Below are 20,744 nucleotides of genomic sequence, written 5' to 3'. Positions count from 1 at the left end.
GGCCATCATCTATATTTTTACTTTGGTTTTTATACATTAAAACGGAAGTGCATGATATCACCATCCTGTACAACGTATTCTTTACCTTCAACATTCATTTTTCCAGCTTCTTTACAAGCATTTTCAGAACCAAGTTCTATGTAGTCGCTGTATTTAATTACCTCTGCTCTAATGAAACCTTTCTCAAAATCAGTGTGAATAACACCTGCAGCTTGAGGAGCTTTTGCACCTTTAGGATAAGTCCATGCACGAACTTCTTTTACACCAGCGGTAAAGTAAGTTTCCAAGTTCAATAATTTGTATGCAGTTTTAATCAACTTGTTCACTCCTGGTTCTTCAAGACCTAAATCTTCAAGAAACATTTGTTTCTCTTCATAAGTTTCTAATTCTGCGATATCCGCTTCAATTGCAGCTCCGATCAGCAAAATCTCCGCATTCTCATCTTTTATAGCTTCTTTTACTGCATCAACATGTTTGTTACCTTCTTTTACCGCAGCTTCATCAACATTACAAACGTAAAGAATTGGCTTAGTTGTAAGTAAATAAAGATCTTTTGTGACTTCTTCTTCCGATTCAGTCAGCTCAACTGTTCTTGCTGATTTACCTTGTTCCAAAGCTTCTTTGTAACGGTTTAACACCTCTACTAATTTTTTAGCTTTAGGATCTTTACCAGTTTGAGCAATTTTTGCAGATTTCTGAAGACGAGCTTCAACTGTTTCCAAATCTTTCAATTGCAACTCCGTGTCGATTGTTTCTTTATCGCGAACCGGATCAATATTACCATCTACGTGTGTAATATTATCGTTATCGAAACAACGTAATACATGAATAATAGCATCAGTTTCACGAATGTTGGAAAGGAATTTATTTCCCAAACCTTCACCTTTGCTCGCACCTTTTACCAAACCTGCAATATCAACAATCTCAACGGTTGCTGGCTGCACTCTTTCAGGATTAACCAAATCTGAAAGTTTAATTAATCTATCATCAGGTACTGTAATTACTCCCACATTTGGTTCAATTGTACAAAATGGAAAGTTAGCCGATTGAGCTTTTGCATTCGATAAACAATTAAACAAAGTCGATTTACCAACGTTTGGTAATCCTACAATTCCGCACTGTAATGCCATGGCAATTCTATATTAATTTGATTTGCTTTTTATTCTATTTTTTTAAAAATCTGTGCAAAAGTACATTTAAATTTCCGATGTGCCAATTTTCCTTATGATCTCCTAAAAAAATGTTAATCGATTAAAAAGAATCTTACGATATGAACTATTTAACTTATATTTTACTAGTTTTATATCACAAGTATGAATCGAAAATTAATAGTCATATTACTTCTGTCCTTTATTCCTTTTGCATTGATAAATGCTCAGGAGTCTCGAAATATTAAATTCAGTCATATCGACAGGCATGTTAGAAAAACACCTGATAGTGTTGCCAATAACATTATTAATCTCCATAATTATTTAATCGAACCTACCACCAATCAAACCGAAGCTGTTAGAGCCTTCTATTTTTGGATTATTAAAAACATCAAATACAAAAATCAAATTGAGCTATTGTATGATCCCAAGGTGTTATTCTATATTGGTTCAAACAATTGTTCATCTCCAGTTTGTGTTTTAAAGCGAAGAAAAGCTGTGTGCGAAGGATTTTCGCGTTTATTTCAATATTTCTGCGATCAGTCTGGAATCGAATGTTATTCAATTAGTGGATATATTACTAAAAATGGAGCATTGCAGGATCGTGCCACACATGCATGGAACGTGGCAAAAGTTGATGGAGTTTGGTTTTGTTTCGATTTAAGTTGGGCCAATGCGATTTTAGAGTATACAGGAATAAAAAGCCAAGCCAATGAATTTTTTATGGCTATGCCAGAAGAATTTATTAATACGCATTTGCCATTAATACCAATGTGGCAATTTTTAAAAAATCCTGTCCCTTTGGAGGTATTCAATGCTGGTGAAGTAGCTATCATCAAACATTTGAATGAAGCACCTGAAAACTATAATTTTACTGACAGTATTTTGGAGTATAACAAACTAACGAATGCCAAACGAAGATTAAAAACTGCAGATGAAATTTATCGTGTAAATCCAGCTAACAAATTCAATTTGGCAATGGAATATTATCGATTTGCAAGAATTATTTTAAACTACGAAGGAGATATTGACGCATTACAGTATTATTACTTCATCAAAGCAAGAAAAAAACTAACAAAAGCTATTGAATTATTTAGTGCTTCAACCGATATTTCTTCTAAAATTATGAGGTTGCAGAGTATAGATAATTTGAGAATTGTAGAGCGGATTATAGAGCAGGAAAGTGAAAACTTTATCTTTTTGGATTGATTAAGATACCTAATTCAACCTTTTCATATCCATTACCAACTTCAAAAATAGAATCCGAAAGTTTCTTTTTAATCAACTGCTTCACTTCTGTTTGTGTAATGGAATTACCACCATACATTGTTATTTTCATTGGAAATCCATTTTCGATTACATCCATAAATAATTCCAAATGCAAATACAGTTTGGACTCAGTATGTTGAAGTAAACTTGCCATATAATCATTGTACAAATCCAGGTTCAGATCATAGTTAATGTAATGCTTAAGATTCTCAGCAATCCAAACTTCTTCTACTATTTTATTATTTTGCTTTATCAGGTATTTTCTTGAAGCAAATCCCGCAATCGAGCAGTAGTCTGGCGTTCTCTTGATTTCACTTAGTGGCTGTTGTTCATTTTGTTTGCCAGATATTCCTTCCAGAATTTTTTTTACATTGCTCAAGTCTAGTTTTTTCAAACTCTTCTCAAAATAATTATTTCTGGCAATCACCTGAATATCTGAACCAAACCTGGAATCTAACAAACATTTATTAAATTCTTTAATGCTGCCGCTCCAATACTTTTTCTTCCTTGTATCCAGCAACCTTAGCTCATCTTTCGAGAAAATTATCGAATTATTCTCTGTAACTACTTTAAATTTATCCTTATATAAATAATAAATATTTCTAAACTCTGTTCCATTCTTATTGATATTCATTTTTACGATCAAGCCATCGTTTCTTGAAAAGAAAATTACAATTCCAATCAAACAAAAAAGAAAAATTAAAGTATACAATAGGGATTTACTCATATAATATCAATAGTATTATAATTACAGATTTATCAAATTTAAAAATAAATATTGATAAATATTACTTCTTTATATTTTATTGAATAAATGGTTTCGTATTTTTGTCATGTAAATTATTAATATTTTGTTTTGAAACGATATACCCACATTACCATCGCCCTGTTATCTATAATTTTTGCCAGTAAATTATTTGCGCAAAACCAAGTTTCCCAAGCTGAAGAAAAAACAAGAATTCTTTTCATTTTCGATGCCTCGCAAAGTATGAATGGCTATTGGGAAAAATCAAAGAAAATAGATATTGCCAGAAAGTTTCTAATCAGAATGGTAGACAGCCTGGAATGCGAAAATAATGTGGAAATGGCATTAAGGGTATACGGCCATCAAAGTCCGGTTCCACCTCAGGATTGTAACGACACCAGGCTTGAAGTTCAATTCTCGTCCAATAATGCTGGAAAAATCAGGCAAACTTTACGATACCTTATTCCAAAAGGAACCACTCCAATAGCACATTCATTGGAATTGGCAGCCAATGACTTTCCGGTTACCGAAGATGGAATTCGCAATGTTGTAATTTTAATTACCGATGGTGTAGAAGCTTGTGACGGTGATCCATGTCTGGTATCCGACAAACTGCAAAAAGCTGGCATCATTCTAAAACCTTTTATTATTGGGATTGGACTAGATGTAAATTTCAAAAGTAGTTTTGAATGTATTGGAAACTATTTGCAAGTTGAACATGAAGAAAAGTTTGGTGGTACATTGGAATATGTAATGTCTCAAGTTTTAAATAAAACATCTGCCCAGGTAAATTTGATAGATGCCAATGGTTCTCCAACAGAAACTGATGTTGCGATGACTTTCTACAACAAAGTTTCAGGAAAGGTTCGCTATCAATTTATGCACACTCTTAATGCAAAAGGAAATCCGGACACCTTATATATTGATCCTCTTTTAACCTACAACATTACCATCCACACCATTCCAGAACTTCACAGGGATAGTGTTACCATTCAACCGGGAAAACATAACAAAATTGGATTTGATGCACCACAAGGATTTCTAAAAATAGAGTCGAACAGATCAAATATGTATAAGGATTTAGAAACTCTTGTTAAAATCGATACGCAGATTATCAATACACAAAAAGTAAATCAAAGTATTAAATACATAACCGGTAAGTATAACTTAGAAATTCTTACCCTTCCAAGAATTACAATTCCGAATATAAAGATTGCCCAAAGTACTACAACCAGTATTAAAATTCCTCAACCTGGCTTGGCTACCATTTTTAAACCATCGAGCGGGCCATGCAGTCTTTTTGTACAACGCAAGGGTAAACTGGAATGGATTTATGACATTGATGATAAAAAGTTAAGGGAAACCCTAACCTTGCAACCGGGTGTTTATCATGTAATCTACAGGAACAAGAATGCTTCACTATCTCAAAACTCTAGAAAAACAAGCTTTGAGATATTTCCGGGAAAGTCAAGATCTGTAAGATTCTAAATGTATTGATCTACAGTTTTATAAAAAGTCTTACTTTTCTCTAAGTATCTATTATTTAGATCAGATTCGCTCATGTAGGAAAACATTTTTGTATATCTTTGCATCCATTAAATAAAACCTTACCAAGTTTTTATCATTAAAATCTCATTTAATTTCAAATGGATCTAAAAGAAATGAACAACCAAGTGGATCTTACAGTAACTGATAAGGCGTCGGATAATATCCGTATTCTTGCAGCTGCTATGGTAGAAAAAGCAAAATCAGGTCACCCTGGAGGTGCCATGGGCGGTGCTGATTTTGTAAACGTACTTTACTCCGAATTTTTAAACTTCGACCCAACCGATAAACTTTGGATTAATCGTGATAGATTTTTCCTTGATCCGGGTCATATGTCTCCAATGTTATATTCTATTCTTGCATTAGTAGGAAATTATAGCATGGATGATCTGAAAAACTTCAGACAATGGGGTTCTCCAACTCCAGGTCACCCTGAAGTAGATTTCGAAAGAGGTGTTGAAAATACTTCTGGTCCATTAGGACAAGGTCATACAATGGCTGTAGGTGCTGCAATTGCTGAGCGCTTCTTAGCAGCTCGTTTTGGCGATTGGATGTCTCATAAAACTTATGCTTTTATTTCTGATGGAGGTATTCAGGAAGAAATTGCACAAGGTGCTGGTAGAATTGCAGGAACTCTTGGTTTAAGTAACCTTATCATGTTCTACGATTCAAACAACATTCAGCTATCTACTAAAGTTGAAGAAGTTACAACTGAAGATACAGCTAAAAAATACGAAGCTTGGGGATGGAACGTAATTACCATTGATGGTAACAACGCTTCAGAAATTCGCGTAGCTTTGCTTGCTGCTAACAACGAAACAGAACGTCCTACTCTTATTATTGGTGAAACCTTAATGGGAAAAGGTGCTGTGGATGCTGAAGGCGCTAGCTTTGAAAATATGGTATCAACTCACGGTCAGCCATTAGGTGCTGCTGGTGCTTCTCTAGATAAAACCATCGAAAACTTAGGTGGTAATCCTGAGAATCCATTCCAGATTTTCCCTGAAGTTGAAGAATACTACAACGAAGTTCTTAAAAAGAAACAAGAATATGCTGCTGCTAAAAAAGCTGAACAAGCTGAATGGGCAAAAGCAAATCCTGAACTAGCTGCTAAATTGGAAAAATTCTTTAGCGGTGATGCTCCAGAAATTGATTATGCTGCAATTGTACAGAAATCAGGAGGTGCAACTCGCGCTGCTTCTTCTGCTGTATTAGCTGAGTTAGCAAAGAATGTTGACAACATGATTGTTTCATCTGCCGATTTGAGTAACTCGGATAAAACAGATGGATTCTTAAAAGAGACAAAAGCAATTGTTAAAGGTGATTTCTCTGGTGCATTCTTGCAAGCGGGTGTTGCTGAGTTAACAATGGCTGCAATTTGTAATGGTATTGCTCTTCATGGTGGTGTTACTGCTGCATGTGGTACATTCTTCGTATTCTCTGATTATATGAAGCCTGCGGTTCGTTTATCTGCTCTTATGGAAGTTCCTGTGAAGTACATCTGGACTCACGACGCTTTCCGTGTAGGTGAAGATGGACCAACTCACCAACCAATCGAGCAAGAAGCTCAAATTCGTTTGTTGGAGCAATTGAAAAATCACTCAGGTGAAATGAGTTTATTAGCTCTTCGTCCTGCGGATGTTGATGAAACTACGGTTGCATGGAAAATGGCGATGGAGAACACTAAAACTCCAACTGCATTGATTTTATCTCGTCAAAACATTACAGATCTTCCTGCTGTAAGCGGAAACAGATATCAAGAAGCTTTGGCTGCTGAAAAAGGTGCTTACATTGTTGAAAAACCAGAATCTACTCCTGATGTAATTCTATTGGCTAGTGGTTCTGAGGTTTCTACTTTGGTTGCTGGTGCTGAAATTTTGAAGGCTGACAAAGGTTTGAAAGTACAAATTGTTTCAGTTCCTTCTGAAGGTTTATTCAGACAACAATCTACAGAATACCAAAACGAAGTAATTCCTGCTGGAATTCCTGTGCTTGGTTTAACTGCTGGTTTGCCTGTTACTCTTCAAGGATTGGTTGGCGCTAACGGAAAATCTGTTGGTTTAGATCATTTTGGTTACTCAGCTCCTGCTGGAGTTCTTGATGAAAAATTTGGTTATACTGCTGAAAATGTTGTGAAAGAAGTTGAAACTCTTCTTCAAAAGTAATTCACAATTCAAGATATGAATCCGGAATCAAATTGATTCCGGATTTTTTTTGTCTTGCTATTAAACCTTTTCAAAAGAATTGAGTCTTACCTTTCGTGATACAGTTGCAAATCGTTACTTTTATCATGCATTTATCGCTTTAAAACCAATGTGCTTTGATTAATACCGAGCAATATTTAATGGTATAAAAAACAGAATCAGAATTGATGAATCAAAAAACTGACGAAGAAATTTTACAACTTTTTCAGGATAAGAAAACTCAAAGTGAAGCATTTTCCCTTTTGGTAAAGAAATATCAGGAAAGATTGTACTGGCAAATCAGGAAAATTGTATTATCGCACGATGATGCCGATGATGTTTTGCAGAACACTTTCGTGAAAATTTGGAAAGGCTTGCTTAACTTTAGATACGATGCAAAGCTTTTTACCTGGATGTATCGAATTGCAACCAACGAATCGTTGACATTTCTGAAAGACAAGCAAAGAAGAAGTATTGCCTTTGCCAATAAAGAGGTTGAAGACATGCTGATTGCAAATATGGAAGCTGATGAATATTTTGATGGAGATCAGGCACAAATAGAGTTTCAAAAAGCAATATTACAATTGCCAGAAAAGCAACGCTTGGTATTTAATATGAAGTATTTTGATGAAATGAAGTACGAAGATATGTCTGAAATTCTTGAAACTTCGGTTGGAGCTTTAAAAGCCTCCTATCATCATGCTGTAAAAAAAATTGAATCTCTGCTAAAATTGGAATGTTAGCAATATCAATCTAAAAATTAATTGATTAAACCAAACAGAACTTTGACAGTCTAAGAAATATACGAATCATGAATAATCTGTCGGATATGAAAAAAGATCAACCATTTAAAGTTCCTGAAAATTACTTCGAGAACCTAAGTGATCGAATTAGTGAAAGAATAGAACAGGAAGAGAATCCAAAGGAAAAGAATTTGGTTCAAATTCTGAAACCCTATATGTGGATGGCTGCTAGTGTTCTTGTATTTGTGTTTGTAGCCAAACTTATTTTGACTACTGCTGTGCCTACTGATTTCCAAAATCAACAAGTTTCACAAATAGAAGACAGTAGTAATGTTAATACTGAAAATGTAGAATCTGACTTTTTCTTTGACAGCATGTCAGAAACTACATCTGATGAAATTATTGAATATCTTTCGGATTACGATATCGAAACCGATGAATTATTGGCGAACTTATAATTATTGAAATATGAACCGAATAATCCTATCAATATCTATATTACTGGCATTTTGTTTGTCGGCAAGTGCACAACATGGAAATGGAAAAGGTGAAGGCCATGCCCAAATGCACAAAGAAATTCAAGCACAGAAAATATCATTCATAACTCAAAGATTGGCTTTAACTCCTGAGGAAGCACAATTATTCTGGCCTGTTTACAATGAATTGGAAAGCAAGAAAGAACAACTAAGAAAGGAAGGTAGAGTATTGTTTCGCAAAATTAGAAATGGCTTAGATAGCATTCCTGATAAAGAGCTGATTCAAATTAGTGATAAGATGATTGAGTATCGAATTAAAGATGCGCAATTGATTAAAGAATATCATGAGAAGTTTAAAAAGGTACTTCCTATAAAAAAGGTCTTGGAACTTTATCATACCGAGAAAAAATTCCAAGGCATGTTACTTCGAAAAATTAAAGAAAAAGGCCGTTATATGGAACGACGAGAGAGAAATTAAATAAATACAAAAAAGGGCTGTCAATCGACAGCCCTTATATATTTTCAACCATTTTAGATTAGGCTAATTTTTCAATCAATTGTTCTGGAGTTAATTTTTCCTGATCGCCGGTTTCCATATTCTTCAAGCTCACAAGGCCTTCTTCCATTTCACTTTCTCCAACCATAATCACGTAAGGGATGTTCTTATTGTTGGCATAAGTCATCTGTTTCTTCATTTTGTGAGATGTAGGATAAATCTCAGCATTTATCCCATTAGCACGTAATTGGGATAATATTGGCAAGCAGAACAACTCCTCTCTTTCGCCAAAGTTGATAAATAACACCTTGGTAGTTGCAGCAGTTTCTTCCGGAAATTTATTCATTTGCTCCAGCACATCGTAAATACGATCGGCACCAAAAGAAATACCAACGCCCGACACATCTTTCAAGCCAAAAATACCAGTTAAATCGTCATAACGACCACCTCCTGTAATACTACCAAACTCCATATCCTTCGATTTTACTTCGAAAATGGCTCCGGTGTAATAGTTCAAACCTCTGGCAAGGGTTAAATCCAATTCAACTTCTGTTTTCACATCCAGTTTATCAAGATAGTTGAATACAGTCTCCAATTCCTCAATACCCTTCATTCCAACTTCCGAATCTGCCAAAAGCTCTTTTAATTTTGCCGCTTTTTCAGCATTGGTTCCCGATAACAAAATAATTGGTTGCAAAGTTTCAATTGCTTTCACAGATACTCCTTTTTCTTCCAACTCTTTGTTTACATTATCCAAACCTATTTTGTCAAGCTTATCAATTGCAACAGTAATATCGATGATTTTTTCCGCTTCGCCAATAATCTCTGCAATACCAGCCAGAATCTTACGATTGTTTAGCTTCACAACCACATTCAATTGTAAGCGGCGATATACTTCATCAACAATCTGAATCAATTCAACTTCGTTTAAAAGTGAATTACTTCCAATTACATCAACATCGCACTGATAAAACTCACGGTAACGTCCTTTTTGTGGGCGGTCGGCTCTCCACACCGGCTGAATTTGGTATCTCTTAAAAGGGAAGTTAATATCATTGCGATGCTGCACAACGTAACGCGCAAATGGTACGGTAAGGTCGTAACGCAGACCTTTTTCACTAATCTTGGTTGTAAGTTTAGCTGAATTACGTTCCTGTAATTGTTCATCGCGCACTTTCGAGATAAAATCTCCCGAATTCAACACTTTAAAAAGTAGTTTATCCCCTTCTTCTCCATATTTTCCCATTAGAGTAGAAAGATTTTCCATTGATGGTGTTTCAATCGGCATAAATCCATACAATTGAAAAACCTCTTTAATGGTATCGAAAATGTAATTTCTCTTCACCATTTCAACTGGTGAAAAATCTCTCGTTCCTTTAGGAATAGACGGTTTTTGAGCCATTGTTTATTCTTTATTTTGGTTTTTTATCAGATCTACAAAAATATACAATATTTCGATAGTAGCACGGTTTGTAGCTTAAGTAGAGTATCATATGTGAAAAAATCTTTTTGAAGCTTCGCTCAAAATCGGAATGCTCGAAATATCTTTGTGAGGCTTCTCACAAAATGAGAAGCTTGAAAATATCTTTTTGAGGCTTCTCACAAAATGAGAAACTTGAAAATACCTTTTTGAGACTTCTCACAAATTGGAAAAGCTTGGAAATATCTTTTTGAAGCTTCTCACAAAATGGGAAAGCTTGAAAATATCTTTTTGAGTCTTATCACAAAATGAGAGGCTTGAAAATATTTTTTTCAGGCTTTGGGAACACGAACAGCGTCTATTAAACCAAGTTTGATCAAAACTTAAACAGGTTGTTTGCTTATTCTTTTTAAAATATTGGAGAAGAAATCAATCAACAGACCTAATATAAATGGATAATACCACTCTTGTAAATTCAATATCAACAATAGAATGATTGATATCAAAAACAATACATTCACAGCAAGTTTAAGGTATTCAAAAAGTTTCCAATCAGATAATGATTTGAAGAATAACAAGAATACTTGAACACCAGAATAGCAAAGAATACCTGCAGAAAACAACAGATCGCCGTACGAAAGATTCTTAAATAATCGGTAACCACCAACAAAAATTAAGACAACCCCTAAAAAGTAGATTGTCTTATATAATGAGAAAGATTTCATTTCATCAATTTAATATTTTTATACTGAGCGGATATTGGTAATCCTCACCATTGAGTGTTTTTACAACCGCCATCACCACAAAAATAAGATTTATTAATCCAAGTGCAATTAGTAGCAATATCCCGACACCAATTATAATTAAGAAAGCAGAAACAAAAAGATAGATACTCATGGATATCTGAAAATTCAAAGCCTTTTTTCCTTCTCGATCTACCAAGGCTGAATGCTCTTTTTTCATCGACCAAAGAATAAGTGGTCCGATAATATTTCCGAAAGGTATAATTAAACCAGAAAACGCAGATAGGTGGCAAAACATTGCCCAATTTCTCTCATCGCTAGGTGTTGCAAATTCGTTCATGATATTTTTATTAAGAATAATATTAGCTTAAGTTACAAAAAATAAGGGAAGATTCTTTTTAAAACCTTCCCTCATTTGCCTTAATCCGCGATTAATTTTTTATATCTGATACGCTTAGGTCCTTCATCGCCCAAACGTTTTTTGCGATTGATTTCATAATCGGAATAACCTCCTTCGAAATAGTGTACCTCCGAATTTCCTTCGAATGCCAAAATGTGAGTTGCAACACGATCAAGGAACCAACGGTCGTGAGAAATAACAACTGCACAACCTGCAAAGTTCTCTAAACCTTCCTCCAATGCACGAAGTGTGTTTACGTCTATATCATTGGTAGGCTCATCAAGCAATAGCACATTGGCTTCTTCCTTTAAAGTTAATGCCAAATGCAAGCGATTTCTTTCACCACCTGAAAGCACTCCGCATTTCTTTTCCTGATCGGCACCAGAAAAATTGAATCGACTCACGTAAGCACGAGCATTTAACTGTCTTCCTCCAACAGAAATCAAGTCTCCACCACCCGAAATTACTTCGTAAACGGTTTTCTCAGGATCTATATCGGCATGTTGCTGATCTACATATCCAACTTTTACGGTTTCACCAACTTCGAAAGTTCCTTTGTTTGCTTGTTCCAATCCCATAATCATACGAAACAAGGTAGTTTTACCCGCACCATTAGGGCCAATAACACCAACAATTCCTGCAGGTGGCAACTCAAACTCCAGGTTTTCGAATAACAATTTGTTTTCAAATCCTTTGGCAACCTCTTTGGCTTGAATCACTTTATTCCCCAATCGTGGCCCATTCGGAATGAAAATCTCCAGTTTCTCTTCCTTTTGTTTCACATCCTGGTTCATCAAAGTATCGTACGCTTTCAAACGAGCCTTATTTTTCGCCTGACGGGCCTTAGGAGCCATATTCACCCATTCCAACTCTCGCTCAAGAGTTTTTCTTCTCTTGCTTGCCACTTTTTCTTCCTGAGCCAATCGTTTAGATTTCTGATCCAACCATGAAGTATAGTTGCCTTTCCAAGGAATTCCTTCACCCCTATCCAACTCAAGAATCCATCCAGCAACATTATCCAGGAAGTAACGGTCGTGAGTGATACAAATTACGGTACCGCTATACTGGTGAAGGTGTTGCTCTAACCACTGTACTGATTCAGCATCCAAGTGGTTGGTAGGCTCATCCAACAACAAGATATCTGGTTCCTGAAGCAACAAACGACACAATGCTACACGTCTGCGTTCACCTCCCGATAGATGCTTCACAAGCGCTTCACCATCAGGACAACGAAGTGCATCCATTGCTCTTTCCAATTTTGTATCCAAATTCCAGGCATCAAATCGGTCAATCTTTTCCTGAAGTTCAGCTTGCTCATCCATAACGGCTTGCATCTTATCAGGATCTTCCAACACTTCCGGATCTGCAAATTTTAAATTTACTGCTTCATAGTCGGCCAAAACCTGCACGATTTCCTGAACACCTTCCTGTACAATTTCTTTTACCGTCTTGGTATCATCCAACTGAGGTTCCTGTTCCAAATATCCAATGGTATGTTCCTTAGGCCAAACCACATGTCCATCGAATGATTTTTCTAATCCTGCTATAATTTTTAGAAGGGTAGATTTACCAGAACCATTCAAACCAATGATCCCAATTTTAGCACCATAAAAGAAAGATAGGTTAATGTTATTCAATACTTTTTTCTGAGGAGGAAAAATTTTACTCACCCCCATCATCGAAAATATAATCTTCTTATCGTCTGACATTATTGTATGTTTTTAATTTATCTAACTCAATTACTGCAAAAATAGAAAATTTGCTTATAGTTCATCATGATTAAAATTGATTAGCATGTAATACATTAAGAATTCTTGTGGGGATTAAAAGTGTTTTATGTTGATTAATTTACGAGAACATTTTTTTAATTGTACATTAATTTTTCTATTTTTAAATATTAATCATTGGGGTATCAGATATGCAAAAAACGGTAAATGAAAGACTAGCTGCATTGCTGGAAGAAATAGGCATTGAGACTAAAAGAAAGATATATTGGGAAGAAACTATCGAATCGATTCAAATTGTTAAAACTCATCCAAACAAAACCAATAAAGACATTAAAGATGTAAAAGTTTTATTGGTTGAAGATCAACCAAGCAACAGAAAAACCCTTGAGGTGTATCTGAAAAACAAGGTTGGTAGAATTGACATTGCAGAGAATGGAAAACAGGCTGTAGAAAAGTTTCAAAAAGAGGAATACGACATTATTCTAATGGATTTACAAATGCCAATTATGGGTGGTATAGAAGCTTCTTTAAGAATCCGAAAAATTGAGGAAGATAGAGGGGTTGAAAGACCAACTCCTATAATTGCGTTTACTGCCAATTATTATTCTGCCGATAAAGATATCTCGATAGAAATAGGAATGGATGTATATTTGTCGAAACCATTCCAGTGCAAAACTATTTACGAGCTAATTCAAGAGTATGTTTAAACTCTAAATATTTCAATAAAAAAGGGATCCAATTGGATCCCTTTTCTTTTATATACTTAATTGGATTAGCATCCGAATTTAGCGTTAGCTCCCAATTCTTCTTCAATACGAAGTAATTGGTTGTACTTAGCCATACGATCTGAACGGCTCAAAGAACCAGTTTTGATCTGACCAGAGTTAGTTGCTACTGCGATATCAGCAATAGTAGCATCTTCAGTTTCACCTGAACGGTGAGAAGTTACTGAAGTATAACCTGCACGGTGCGCCATTTCAATAGCATTCAATGTCTCAGTTAAAGTACCAATTTGGTTTACTTTAATCAAAATTGAATTAGCAGCTTTCAACTCGATACCTTTTGACAAGTACTCAACGTTAGTTACGAATAAATCGTCACCTACTAACTGACACTTATCACCGATCTTAGCGTTCAAAGCAACCCATCCGTTCCAGTCACCTTCGTCCATACCATCCTCGATAGAATCGATTGGGTATTTTTCGATCAATTCAGCAAGGTAAGCAGCTTGCTCTTCAGAGTTTCTCTTAACTCCGTTTGGCTCGAAAATGCTGTAATCATATACACCATCTTTGTAGAACTCAGATGAAGCACAGTCCATAGCGATAGAAACATCACCACCATCTTCTTTACGACCTGGCTTGTAACCAGCGTTTTCGATAGCAGTTAAGATACACTCAATAGCCTCTTCAGTACCGCCTAACATTGGAGCGAAACCACCTTCATCACCAACTGCAGTAGAAAGACCTTTACCTTTCAATACTTTTGCTAGAGCGTGGAATACTTCAGCACCCATTCTTAATGCTTCACGGAATGAAGGAGCACCAACTGGACGAATCATAAACTCCTGGAATGCAATAGTAGCATCAGAGTGAGAACCACCGTTGATGATGTTCATCATTGGAACAGGAAGTACATTAGCGTTAGTACCACCGATGTAACGATATAATGGCATACCTGAGTAATCAGCAGCAGCTTTTGCAGTTGCCAAAGAAACACCTAACATAGCGTTAGCACCTAAATTCGACTTAGTTTTAGTACCATCAAGCTCTAACATTTTAGTATCAACAGCAACCTGATCAGTAGCGTCCATACCAACTAAAGCTTCAGCAATAACAGTATTTACGTTTTCAACAGCTTTAAGCACACCTTTACCTAGGTAACGAGCTTTGTCACCATCACGAAGCTCCAATGCTTCATTTTCACCAGTAGAAGCTCCTGATGGAACTGCTGCGCGTCCCATTACACCGCTTGCTAATGTTACTTCAACTTCGATAGTTGGGTTTCCACGTGAGTCTAGAATCTCACGACCGTGAATCTTTACAATTTCAGACATAACTTACGTATTAAATAATTATAATAGCAAATAATTTTAACTTCTTAATTTTCAACCCTAAATTTCGACATTTTCAAGCAAATTATAATGCTTTTTGCATATAAAACCCATTAAGAATCTACGCAAACGTTACAAAAATTTTTAGGGCATTAAAAAAGGGATAAAGCCAAACTTTATCCCTTTAGTATTATTTAAAGGTAGACTATTCTTCTCCCTTTTCTTCTTTTGTTTCAGTAGCTTCTTCAGCCTTAGCTTCAACAGCAGCTTCCTCAGCTTTAGCAGTAGCTTTACCACCACGTCTTCTTCTGGTTGACTTTTTAGCCTCTGCTTTGTTGTCAGTTGTGTAAGTTTCGTTGAAATCAACCAACTCTACAATACACATCTCAGCGTTGTCGCCTAAACGGTTACCAGTTTTTAAGATTCTAGTATAACCACCGTTTCTATTAGTAATTTTTGGAGATACCTCTCTGAACAATTCAGTAACAGCTTCTTTTTGTTTTAAGTAGCTAAATACAATACGTCTTGAGTGAGTTGTATCGTTTTTACTTTTGGTGATTAATGGCTCAACATACATTTTTAAAGCTTTAGCTTTAGCAGTAGTAGTTGAGATTCTTTTATGCAAAATCAAGGAAGCAGCCATATTTGAAAGCATAGCTTTTCTATGAGCTGTCTTTCTTCCTAAGTGATTAAATTTCTTTCTATGTCTCATTTTACCTTATTCCTTATCTAATTTGTACTTAGAAATATCCATACCGAAAGTAAGATTCAATGATACTAATAGATCATCTAATTCGGTTAGAGATTTCTTACCAAAGTTTCTAAATTTAAGAAGATCGTTTCTGTTGTACTGTACTAAGTCTCCTAAAGTATCAACATCGGCAGCTTTCAAACAGTTCAAAGCACGAACTGAAAGATCCATGTCAACCAATTTGGTTTTCAATAACTGACGCATGTGTAATACTTCTTCATCAAATTCTTCATTCGCAAATTTCTCATCAGAATCAAGAGTAATCTTTTCATCAGAGAATAGCATAAAGTGATAAATAAGAATTTTAGCAGCTTCTTTCAATGCATCCTTTGGGTGAATAGAACCATCAGTAGTAATTTCGAAAATTAACTTTTCGTAGTCAGTTTTCTGTTCTACACGATAGTTTTCAACTTCGTATTTTACATTCTTAATAGGAGTGTAAATAGAGTCGATTGGAATAACACCAAATTCAGCATCAACAGGTTTGTTCTCAACAGAAGGTACATAACCTCGACCTTTATTAATAGTTAAATCTAACTGCAATTTAGCAGAGCTATCCATTCTGCAAATTACAAGCTCCGGATTTAACACTTCGAAACCGGTAAGGAACTTGTTAATATCGCCTGCTGTAAAAGTTTCCTGATCTGAAATGGTAACAGTCACCAATTCATTGTCCACTTCCTCAACTCTTTGTTTAAACCGTACCTGTTTCAAGTTCAGGATCATCTCAGTTACATCTTCGATAACTCCTGGAATAGTTGAAAACTCATGGTCAACTCCCTGAATCTTGATAGTTGTAATAGCGAAACCCTCTAATGAAGAAAGAAGAATTCTTCTTAATGCGTTACCTATTGTAATACCATATCCAGGCTCTAATGGACGAAATTCGAATTTTCCGAATTTATCGTCTGCGTCGAGCATGATAACTTTGTCCGGTTTTTGGAAAGCTAAAATTGCCATAAATTACTTATTAACTATTTATTACTTAGAATACAATTCAACGATTAACTGTTCCTTGATATTTTCAGGAATTTCTGTTCTTTCAGGTACGTTAAGAAACTTACCGCTAAGAGAGGTTTGATCCCATTCCAACCAAGATGCTTGGTTATATCTGGCAGTTGATAAAGAATCGGTAATAACTTCTAAAGATTTCGATTTTTCACGAATTCCAATAATATCTCCGGTTTTTACCGTGTACGAAGGAATGTTACAGATCTGTCCGTTTACAGTTACGTGTTTATGGCTAACCAACTGACGTGCAGCTGATCTTGTTGGAGCAACACCTAATCTGTAAACTACATTATCTAAACGACATTCAAGAAGTTGTAACAAAACTTCACCGGTAATACCCTTACTTCTTGCGGCCTTTTTAAATAAGTTCGAGAATTGTTTCTCCAATACACCGTAAGTGTATTTCGCTTTTTGCTTTTCTTTCAATTGAACCCCATATTCAGACATCTTTTTTCTACGACGGCTGTTACCGTGCTGTCCTGGAGGGTAATTTTTATTTTCAAATGCTTTATCAGGTCCAAAAATTGGCTCACCAAATTTTCTAGCAATTTTTGACTTTGGTCCTATATATCTAGCCATGTTATTTAAAATTTAAATTTTTCTAATAATAGAAACTTTGTTTACTCGGTATTGAACTACAAAAATGCCGCGATTTTTTTGAGAGGATTCAAAAAAAATAATTCAGATACCTAAGTTAACATTTTTTATTAAACCTTATACTTATTAAACTCTACGTCTCTTTGGAGGACGACATCCGTTGTGTGGAAGTGGAGTAACATCTACAATTTCAGAAATATCGATTCCACATGCATTGATTGCACGAATTGCAGATTCACGTCCGTTACCTGGACCTTTAACAAATACTTTTACTTTTCTCAACCCCAAATCGTGAGCTACCTTTCCACAGTCTGTAGCAGCTTGCTGAGCAGCGTAAGGAGTGTTCTTCTTAGAACCTCTAAAGCCCATTTTACCTGCTGACGACCAAGAAATAACTTGTCCGTTGTTATTGGTTAAGGAGATAATAATATTGTTAAAAGACGAGTGGATATGAGCCTGTCCTACAGCCTCAATCTTAACAACTTTTTTCTTTACTGTTGACTTCTTTGCCATAACTCAATTATTATTTACCTGCTTTCTTTTTATTTGCAACTGTTTTTCTCTTACCTTTTCTGGTACGTGAGTTGTTTTTGGTTTTTTGTCCACGTAATGGAAGACCAATACGGTGACGAACACCACGATAACAACCAATATCCATCAAACGCTTAATATTCAATTGAGTTAAAGAACGCAACTCCCCTTCAACTTTAAAGTTTGCATTAATCGCCTGACGAATCTTAGCAGATTCATCATCTGTCCAGTCTTTTACCTTAGTATCATGCGAAACACCAGCTTCGTCCAAAATCTGACGAGCAGCGCTACGACCGATACCGAAGATATAAGTCAAGCTAATTACACCTCTCTTATTTTGAGGCAGATCAACTCCAACAATTCTAGCCATAAATTAAATATTTATCTTATTATAAAATTAATCAAATTATCCCTGACGTTGCTTGAACTTAGGATTCTTTTTATTAATCACATACAAACGTCCTTTTCTTCTTACGATTTTACAATCTTCAGAACGTTTCTTTACAGATGCTCTTACTTTCATTTTTATCGAGTTTAATTTTTGTATCTAAAAGTAATGCGCCCTTTAGTAAGATCATAAGGTGACATTTCTACTTTAACCTTATCACCAGGTAAGATCTTAATGTAGTGCATTCTCATTTTACCGGAAATGTGAGCTGTTATCACATGACCGTTTTCAAGTTCTACACGAAACATAGCATTTGATAATGCTTCGGTAATAGTACCGTCTTGTTCTATTGAAGGCTGTTTAGCCATAAGCTCTTTTTATTTTATTAGTTTATTCTTCAATAAATTCAAAACCGGACAGGATTTGAGCCTTTCCCTTACGAACAACAATTGTATGTTCAAAATGCGCGGATGCTTGTCCATCGGCCGTTACAATCGTCCATCCATCATTTTCTTGGTAGATATCTTTCTTACCAAGATTTATCATGGGTTCGATTGCAAGTACTAATCCGTCTCTCAATTTTAATCCCCGTCCTGGTCGTCCGAAATTCGGAACCTGAGGATCTTCATGAAGACTTTTTCCTATTCCGTGCCCCACCATTTCTCGAACAACCGAGTAATCATTCTTCTCAGCATGCTTTTGAATGGCAAAACCGATATCTCTTAGATGATTACCTTCGACAGCTTTTTCTATTCCTTTATAAAGAGCTTCTTTGGTAACCTTCAATAACCGTTGAATTTCCGGTTTAACTGTTCCAACAGAAAAAGTGTATGCCGAATCGCCATAAAAGCTATTCAACAAAACACCACAATCACAGGATACAATATCGCCTTCTTTCAACTCATAGGAAGATGGAACTCCATGAACCACCTGATTATTAACTGAAATACACAGGGTATTTGGGAATCCATCGTAACCAAGAAACGCAGGTTTCGCACCATTGTCTCTTATGTACTCCTCTGCAATTTTATCTAAGTACAAGGTTGAAATACCTGGAGCTATGGCCTTAGATATTTCACCTAAGGTCCTAGCCACCAGATTATTACTTTTCGACATTAAGTCTATTTCTTCCTCTGTCTTATAAAAAATCACTGCAAAGAAAGCAAAAATATTTTAATAAGCAGCAGCTCCTCCCGGAGTTTTACCTTTTATTCTACCCGACTTCATCAATCCGTCGTAATGACGCATTAATAAATGAGACTCAATTTGCTGTAATGTATCAAGCACTACACCAACCAAAATCAACAATGAAGTACCACCGTAAAATTGTGCAAACTGATTATTCACTCCAGCAATCATCGCAAAAGCTGGTAAGATAGCTACCAAACCTAAGAAAATTGATCCTGGTAAAGTAATACGTGACATCACAGTATCAAGGAAATCGATAGTTTTCTTTCCTGGTTTAATACCTGGGATAAAACCACCATTTTTCTTCATATCCTCAGCCATTTGCGTTGGATTTACTGTAATTGCTGTATAGAAATATGTGAATAACACAATCATTACAAAAAACAGTGCATTGTACCAAAATCCGGTAAAGTTAGATAAGGCTGCGGCTACTCCTGTTAATGCATCGGAACTAGCATAGTTAACAAACGCCATTGGCAAGAACATAATTGCTTGAGCAAAAATGATTGGCATAACACCAGCAGCATTCACTTTTAAAGGAATATACTGACGAACTCCACCATATTGTTTGTTCCCTACGATTCTTTTAGCATATTGTACAGGTATCTTTCTTGTTCCTTGTACCAACAAAATTGTTAGTGCAAAAATGATGAATAGAACAACAATTTCCAGAACCAAAACGATTAAACCACCGCCATGTCCTTCAATTCTTGATCCTAATTCCGCAATGAACGAGAATGGTAATCTTGCAATAATACCGATCATGATGATGATTGAGATACCATTACCGATTCCTTTATCAGTAATTTTTTCACCCAACCACATAATGAACATTGATCCTGCCGCAAGAATTACCACAGAAGATACCGTAAAGAATGTACCTTTTAAAATAAAGGCAGCTTCTGGCAAAGTTGTATGTAAGTTTAATAAATATCCTGGTGCTTGAAGAACAAGGATAATAACGGTTAGGTAACGTGTGATCTGATTGATTTTTCTACGTCCACTTTCTCCTTCACGCTGTAATTTTTGGAAATAAGGAACCGCAATTCCCATTAACTGAATTACAATTGAGGCAGAAATGTATGGCATGATACCGAGAGCAAAAATAGAGGCGTTAGCAAACGCACCTCCCGAAAACATGTTCAACAATCCTAAAACCCCATCCGCTGTTTGAGATTTTAACGCGTCCAAATGTGCCGGGTCAATACCTGGCAAAACCACCTTAGCACCTAAACGGTACACTAAAAGAAGACCAATTGTAGTTAAGATACGAGATCTTAAATCTTCAATCTTCCAGATGTTCTTCAATGTTTCTATTAAACCTTTCATA

At 35.7% G+C, this 20,744-nt stretch carries 23 protein-coding genes; 7 read left to right on the top strand and 16 right to left on the bottom strand.

Features of this window, described 5'->3' with window-relative positions:
• Positions 1-29 precede the first annotated feature (29 nt).
• The gene (ychF, locus tag ACKPCA_RS18365; RefSeq protein WP_321280343.1) at positions 30-1,130 is read right to left on the bottom strand and encodes a redox-regulated ATPase YchF; all 1,101 of its coding nucleotides are present in this window, start codon (positions 1,128-1,130) and stop codon (positions 30-32) included.
• A 183-nt stretch (positions 1,131-1,313) separates the two neighbouring features.
• Between ychF and ACKPCA_RS18360 the strand changes: the two genes are divergently transcribed.
• Positions 1,314-2,357, top strand: coding sequence for a transglutaminase domain-containing protein (locus ACKPCA_RS18360; RefSeq protein ID WP_321280342.1), 1,044 nt, complete (start codon positions 1,314-1,316; stop codon positions 2,355-2,357).
• Here ACKPCA_RS18360 and ACKPCA_RS18355 read toward each other — a convergent pair.
• A complete protein-coding gene (locus ACKPCA_RS18355) occupies positions 2,341-3,144 on the bottom strand; it encodes a DUF4412 domain-containing protein (protein ID WP_321280341.1) in 804 nt (267 codons plus the stop codon). The two genes, ACKPCA_RS18360 and ACKPCA_RS18355, sit on opposite strands and share 17 nt — an antisense overlap.
• A gap of 129 nt (positions 3,145-3,273) precedes the next feature.
• On the opposite strand from ACKPCA_RS18355, the gene ACKPCA_RS18350 reads away from it, so the two are divergent.
• From ACKPCA_RS18350 to ACKPCA_RS18330, 5 genes are all read left to right on the top strand, one after another.
• Positions 3,274-4,650, top strand: coding sequence for a vWA domain-containing protein (locus ACKPCA_RS18350; protein ID WP_321280340.1), 1,377 nt, complete (start codon positions 3,274-3,276; stop codon positions 4,648-4,650).
• 158 nt (positions 4,651-4,808) lie between these two features.
• Entirely contained in the window at positions 4,809-6,872 is a 2,064-nt protein-coding gene (locus tag ACKPCA_RS18345) for a transketolase family protein (protein WP_321280339.1), read from the top strand.
• A gap of 206 nt (positions 6,873-7,078) precedes the next feature.
• Entirely contained in the window at positions 7,079-7,633 is a 555-nt protein-coding gene (locus tag ACKPCA_RS18340) for an RNA polymerase sigma factor (RefSeq protein ID WP_321280338.1), read from the top strand.
• Positions 7,634-7,701: 68 nt separating this feature from the next.
• A complete protein-coding gene (locus ACKPCA_RS18335) occupies positions 7,702-8,091 on the top strand; it encodes a hypothetical protein (protein ID WP_321280337.1) in 390 nt (129 codons plus the stop codon).
• A gap of 10 nt (positions 8,092-8,101) precedes the next feature.
• Complete coding sequence (locus ACKPCA_RS18330; protein WP_321280336.1) at positions 8,102-8,587, top strand: hypothetical protein; 486 nt, start codon at positions 8,102-8,104, stop codon at positions 8,585-8,587.
• A gap of 58 nt (positions 8,588-8,645) precedes the next feature.
• Here ACKPCA_RS18330 and hisS read toward each other — a convergent pair whose 3' ends face one another.
• From hisS to ettA, 4 genes are all read right to left on the bottom strand, one after another.
• Positions 8,646-10,007 carry a histidine--tRNA ligase gene (gene hisS / locus ACKPCA_RS18325; protein WP_321280335.1) on the bottom strand — a complete coding sequence of 454 codons (1,362 nt, stop codon included), beginning with the start codon at positions 10,005-10,007 and terminating at the stop codon, positions 8,646-8,648.
• A gap of 401 nt (positions 10,008-10,408) precedes the next feature.
• Complete coding sequence (locus tag ACKPCA_RS18320; RefSeq protein WP_321280334.1) at positions 10,409-10,750, bottom strand: hypothetical protein; 342 nt, start codon at positions 10,748-10,750, stop codon at positions 10,409-10,411.
• A 4-nt stretch (positions 10,751-10,754) separates the two neighbouring features.
• Entirely contained in the window at positions 10,755-11,108 is a 354-nt protein-coding gene (locus tag ACKPCA_RS18315) for a DUF4870 domain-containing protein (RefSeq protein ID WP_054714111.1), read from the bottom strand.
• A gap of 80 nt (positions 11,109-11,188) precedes the next feature.
• Complete coding sequence (gene ettA, locus ACKPCA_RS18310) at positions 11,189-12,877, bottom strand: energy-dependent translational throttle protein EttA (protein WP_321280333.1); 1,689 nt, start codon at positions 12,875-12,877, stop codon at positions 11,189-11,191.
• Between the two features lie 209 nt (positions 12,878-13,086).
• On the opposite strand from ettA, the gene ACKPCA_RS18305 reads away from it, so the two are divergent.
• A complete protein-coding gene (locus tag ACKPCA_RS18305) occupies positions 13,087-13,602 on the top strand; it encodes a response regulator (RefSeq protein WP_321280332.1) in 516 nt (171 codons plus the stop codon).
• 65 nt (positions 13,603-13,667) lie between these two features.
• On the opposite strand, the gene eno is transcribed toward ACKPCA_RS18305, so the two are convergent.
• The 10 genes from eno to secY form a co-directional block, all read right to left on the bottom strand.
• Positions 13,668-14,951: a phosphopyruvate hydratase gene (gene eno, locus ACKPCA_RS18300; RefSeq protein WP_054714105.1), complete on the bottom strand. Its 1,284-nt coding sequence runs from the start codon at positions 14,949-14,951 to the stop codon at positions 13,668-13,670.
• Positions 14,952-15,153: 202 nt separating this feature from the next.
• Complete coding sequence (gene rplQ, locus ACKPCA_RS18295) at positions 15,154-15,660, bottom strand: 50S ribosomal protein L17 (RefSeq protein ID WP_407660168.1); 507 nt, start codon at positions 15,658-15,660, stop codon at positions 15,154-15,156.
• A gap of 6 nt (positions 15,661-15,666) precedes the next feature.
• A complete protein-coding gene (locus ACKPCA_RS18290) occupies positions 15,667-16,659 on the bottom strand; it encodes a DNA-directed RNA polymerase subunit alpha (protein ID WP_054714099.1) in 993 nt (330 codons plus the stop codon).
• Positions 16,660-16,680: 21 nt separating this feature from the next.
• Positions 16,681-17,289 carry a 30S ribosomal protein S4 gene (gene rpsD / locus ACKPCA_RS18285; protein WP_054714097.1) on the bottom strand — a complete coding sequence of 203 codons (609 nt, stop codon included), beginning with the start codon at positions 17,287-17,289 and terminating at the stop codon, positions 16,681-16,683.
• A gap of 144 nt (positions 17,290-17,433) precedes the next feature.
• Positions 17,434-17,820 (bottom strand): 30S ribosomal protein S11, encoded by a 387-nt coding sequence (rpsK, locus tag ACKPCA_RS18280; protein WP_054714094.1) that lies wholly within the window; start codon positions 17,818-17,820, stop codon positions 17,434-17,436.
• Positions 17,821-17,830: 10 nt separating this feature from the next.
• Positions 17,831-18,208 carry a 30S ribosomal protein S13 gene (gene rpsM / locus ACKPCA_RS18275; RefSeq protein ID WP_321280331.1) on the bottom strand — a complete coding sequence of 126 codons (378 nt, stop codon included), beginning with the start codon at positions 18,206-18,208 and terminating at the stop codon, positions 17,831-17,833.
• A 36-nt stretch (positions 18,209-18,244) separates the two neighbouring features.
• Positions 18,245-18,361, bottom strand: coding sequence for a type B 50S ribosomal protein L36 (gene ykgO, locus ACKPCA_RS18270; RefSeq protein WP_054714088.1), 117 nt, complete (start codon positions 18,359-18,361; stop codon positions 18,245-18,247).
• Between the two features lie 11 nt (positions 18,362-18,372).
• On the bottom strand, positions 18,373-18,594 hold the full coding sequence (gene infA, locus ACKPCA_RS18265; protein WP_054714084.1) for a translation initiation factor IF-1: 222 nt from the start codon (positions 18,592-18,594) through the stop codon (positions 18,373-18,375).
• A 22-nt stretch (positions 18,595-18,616) separates the two neighbouring features.
• Positions 18,617-19,378 (bottom strand): type I methionyl aminopeptidase, encoded by a 762-nt coding sequence (map, locus tag ACKPCA_RS18260; RefSeq protein ID WP_321280330.1) that lies wholly within the window; start codon positions 19,376-19,378, stop codon positions 18,617-18,619.
• A gap of 21 nt (positions 19,379-19,399) precedes the next feature.
• The gene (gene secY, locus ACKPCA_RS18255; protein WP_054714078.1) at positions 19,400-20,743 is read right to left on the bottom strand and encodes a preprotein translocase subunit SecY; all 1,344 of its coding nucleotides are present in this window, start codon (positions 20,741-20,743) and stop codon (positions 19,400-19,402) included.
• Between the last annotated feature and the right edge of the window lies 1 nt (position 20,744).

The sequence above is a fragment of the Marinifilum fragile genome (assembly GCF_963677365.1).
Taxonomy (GTDB): Bacteria; Bacteroidota; Bacteroidia; order Bacteroidales; family Marinifilaceae; genus Marinifilum; species Marinifilum fragile.
The sequence above is the reverse complement of the archived record's forward strand: the minus strand, read 5'-3'. Positions and strand labels throughout refer to the sequence as shown.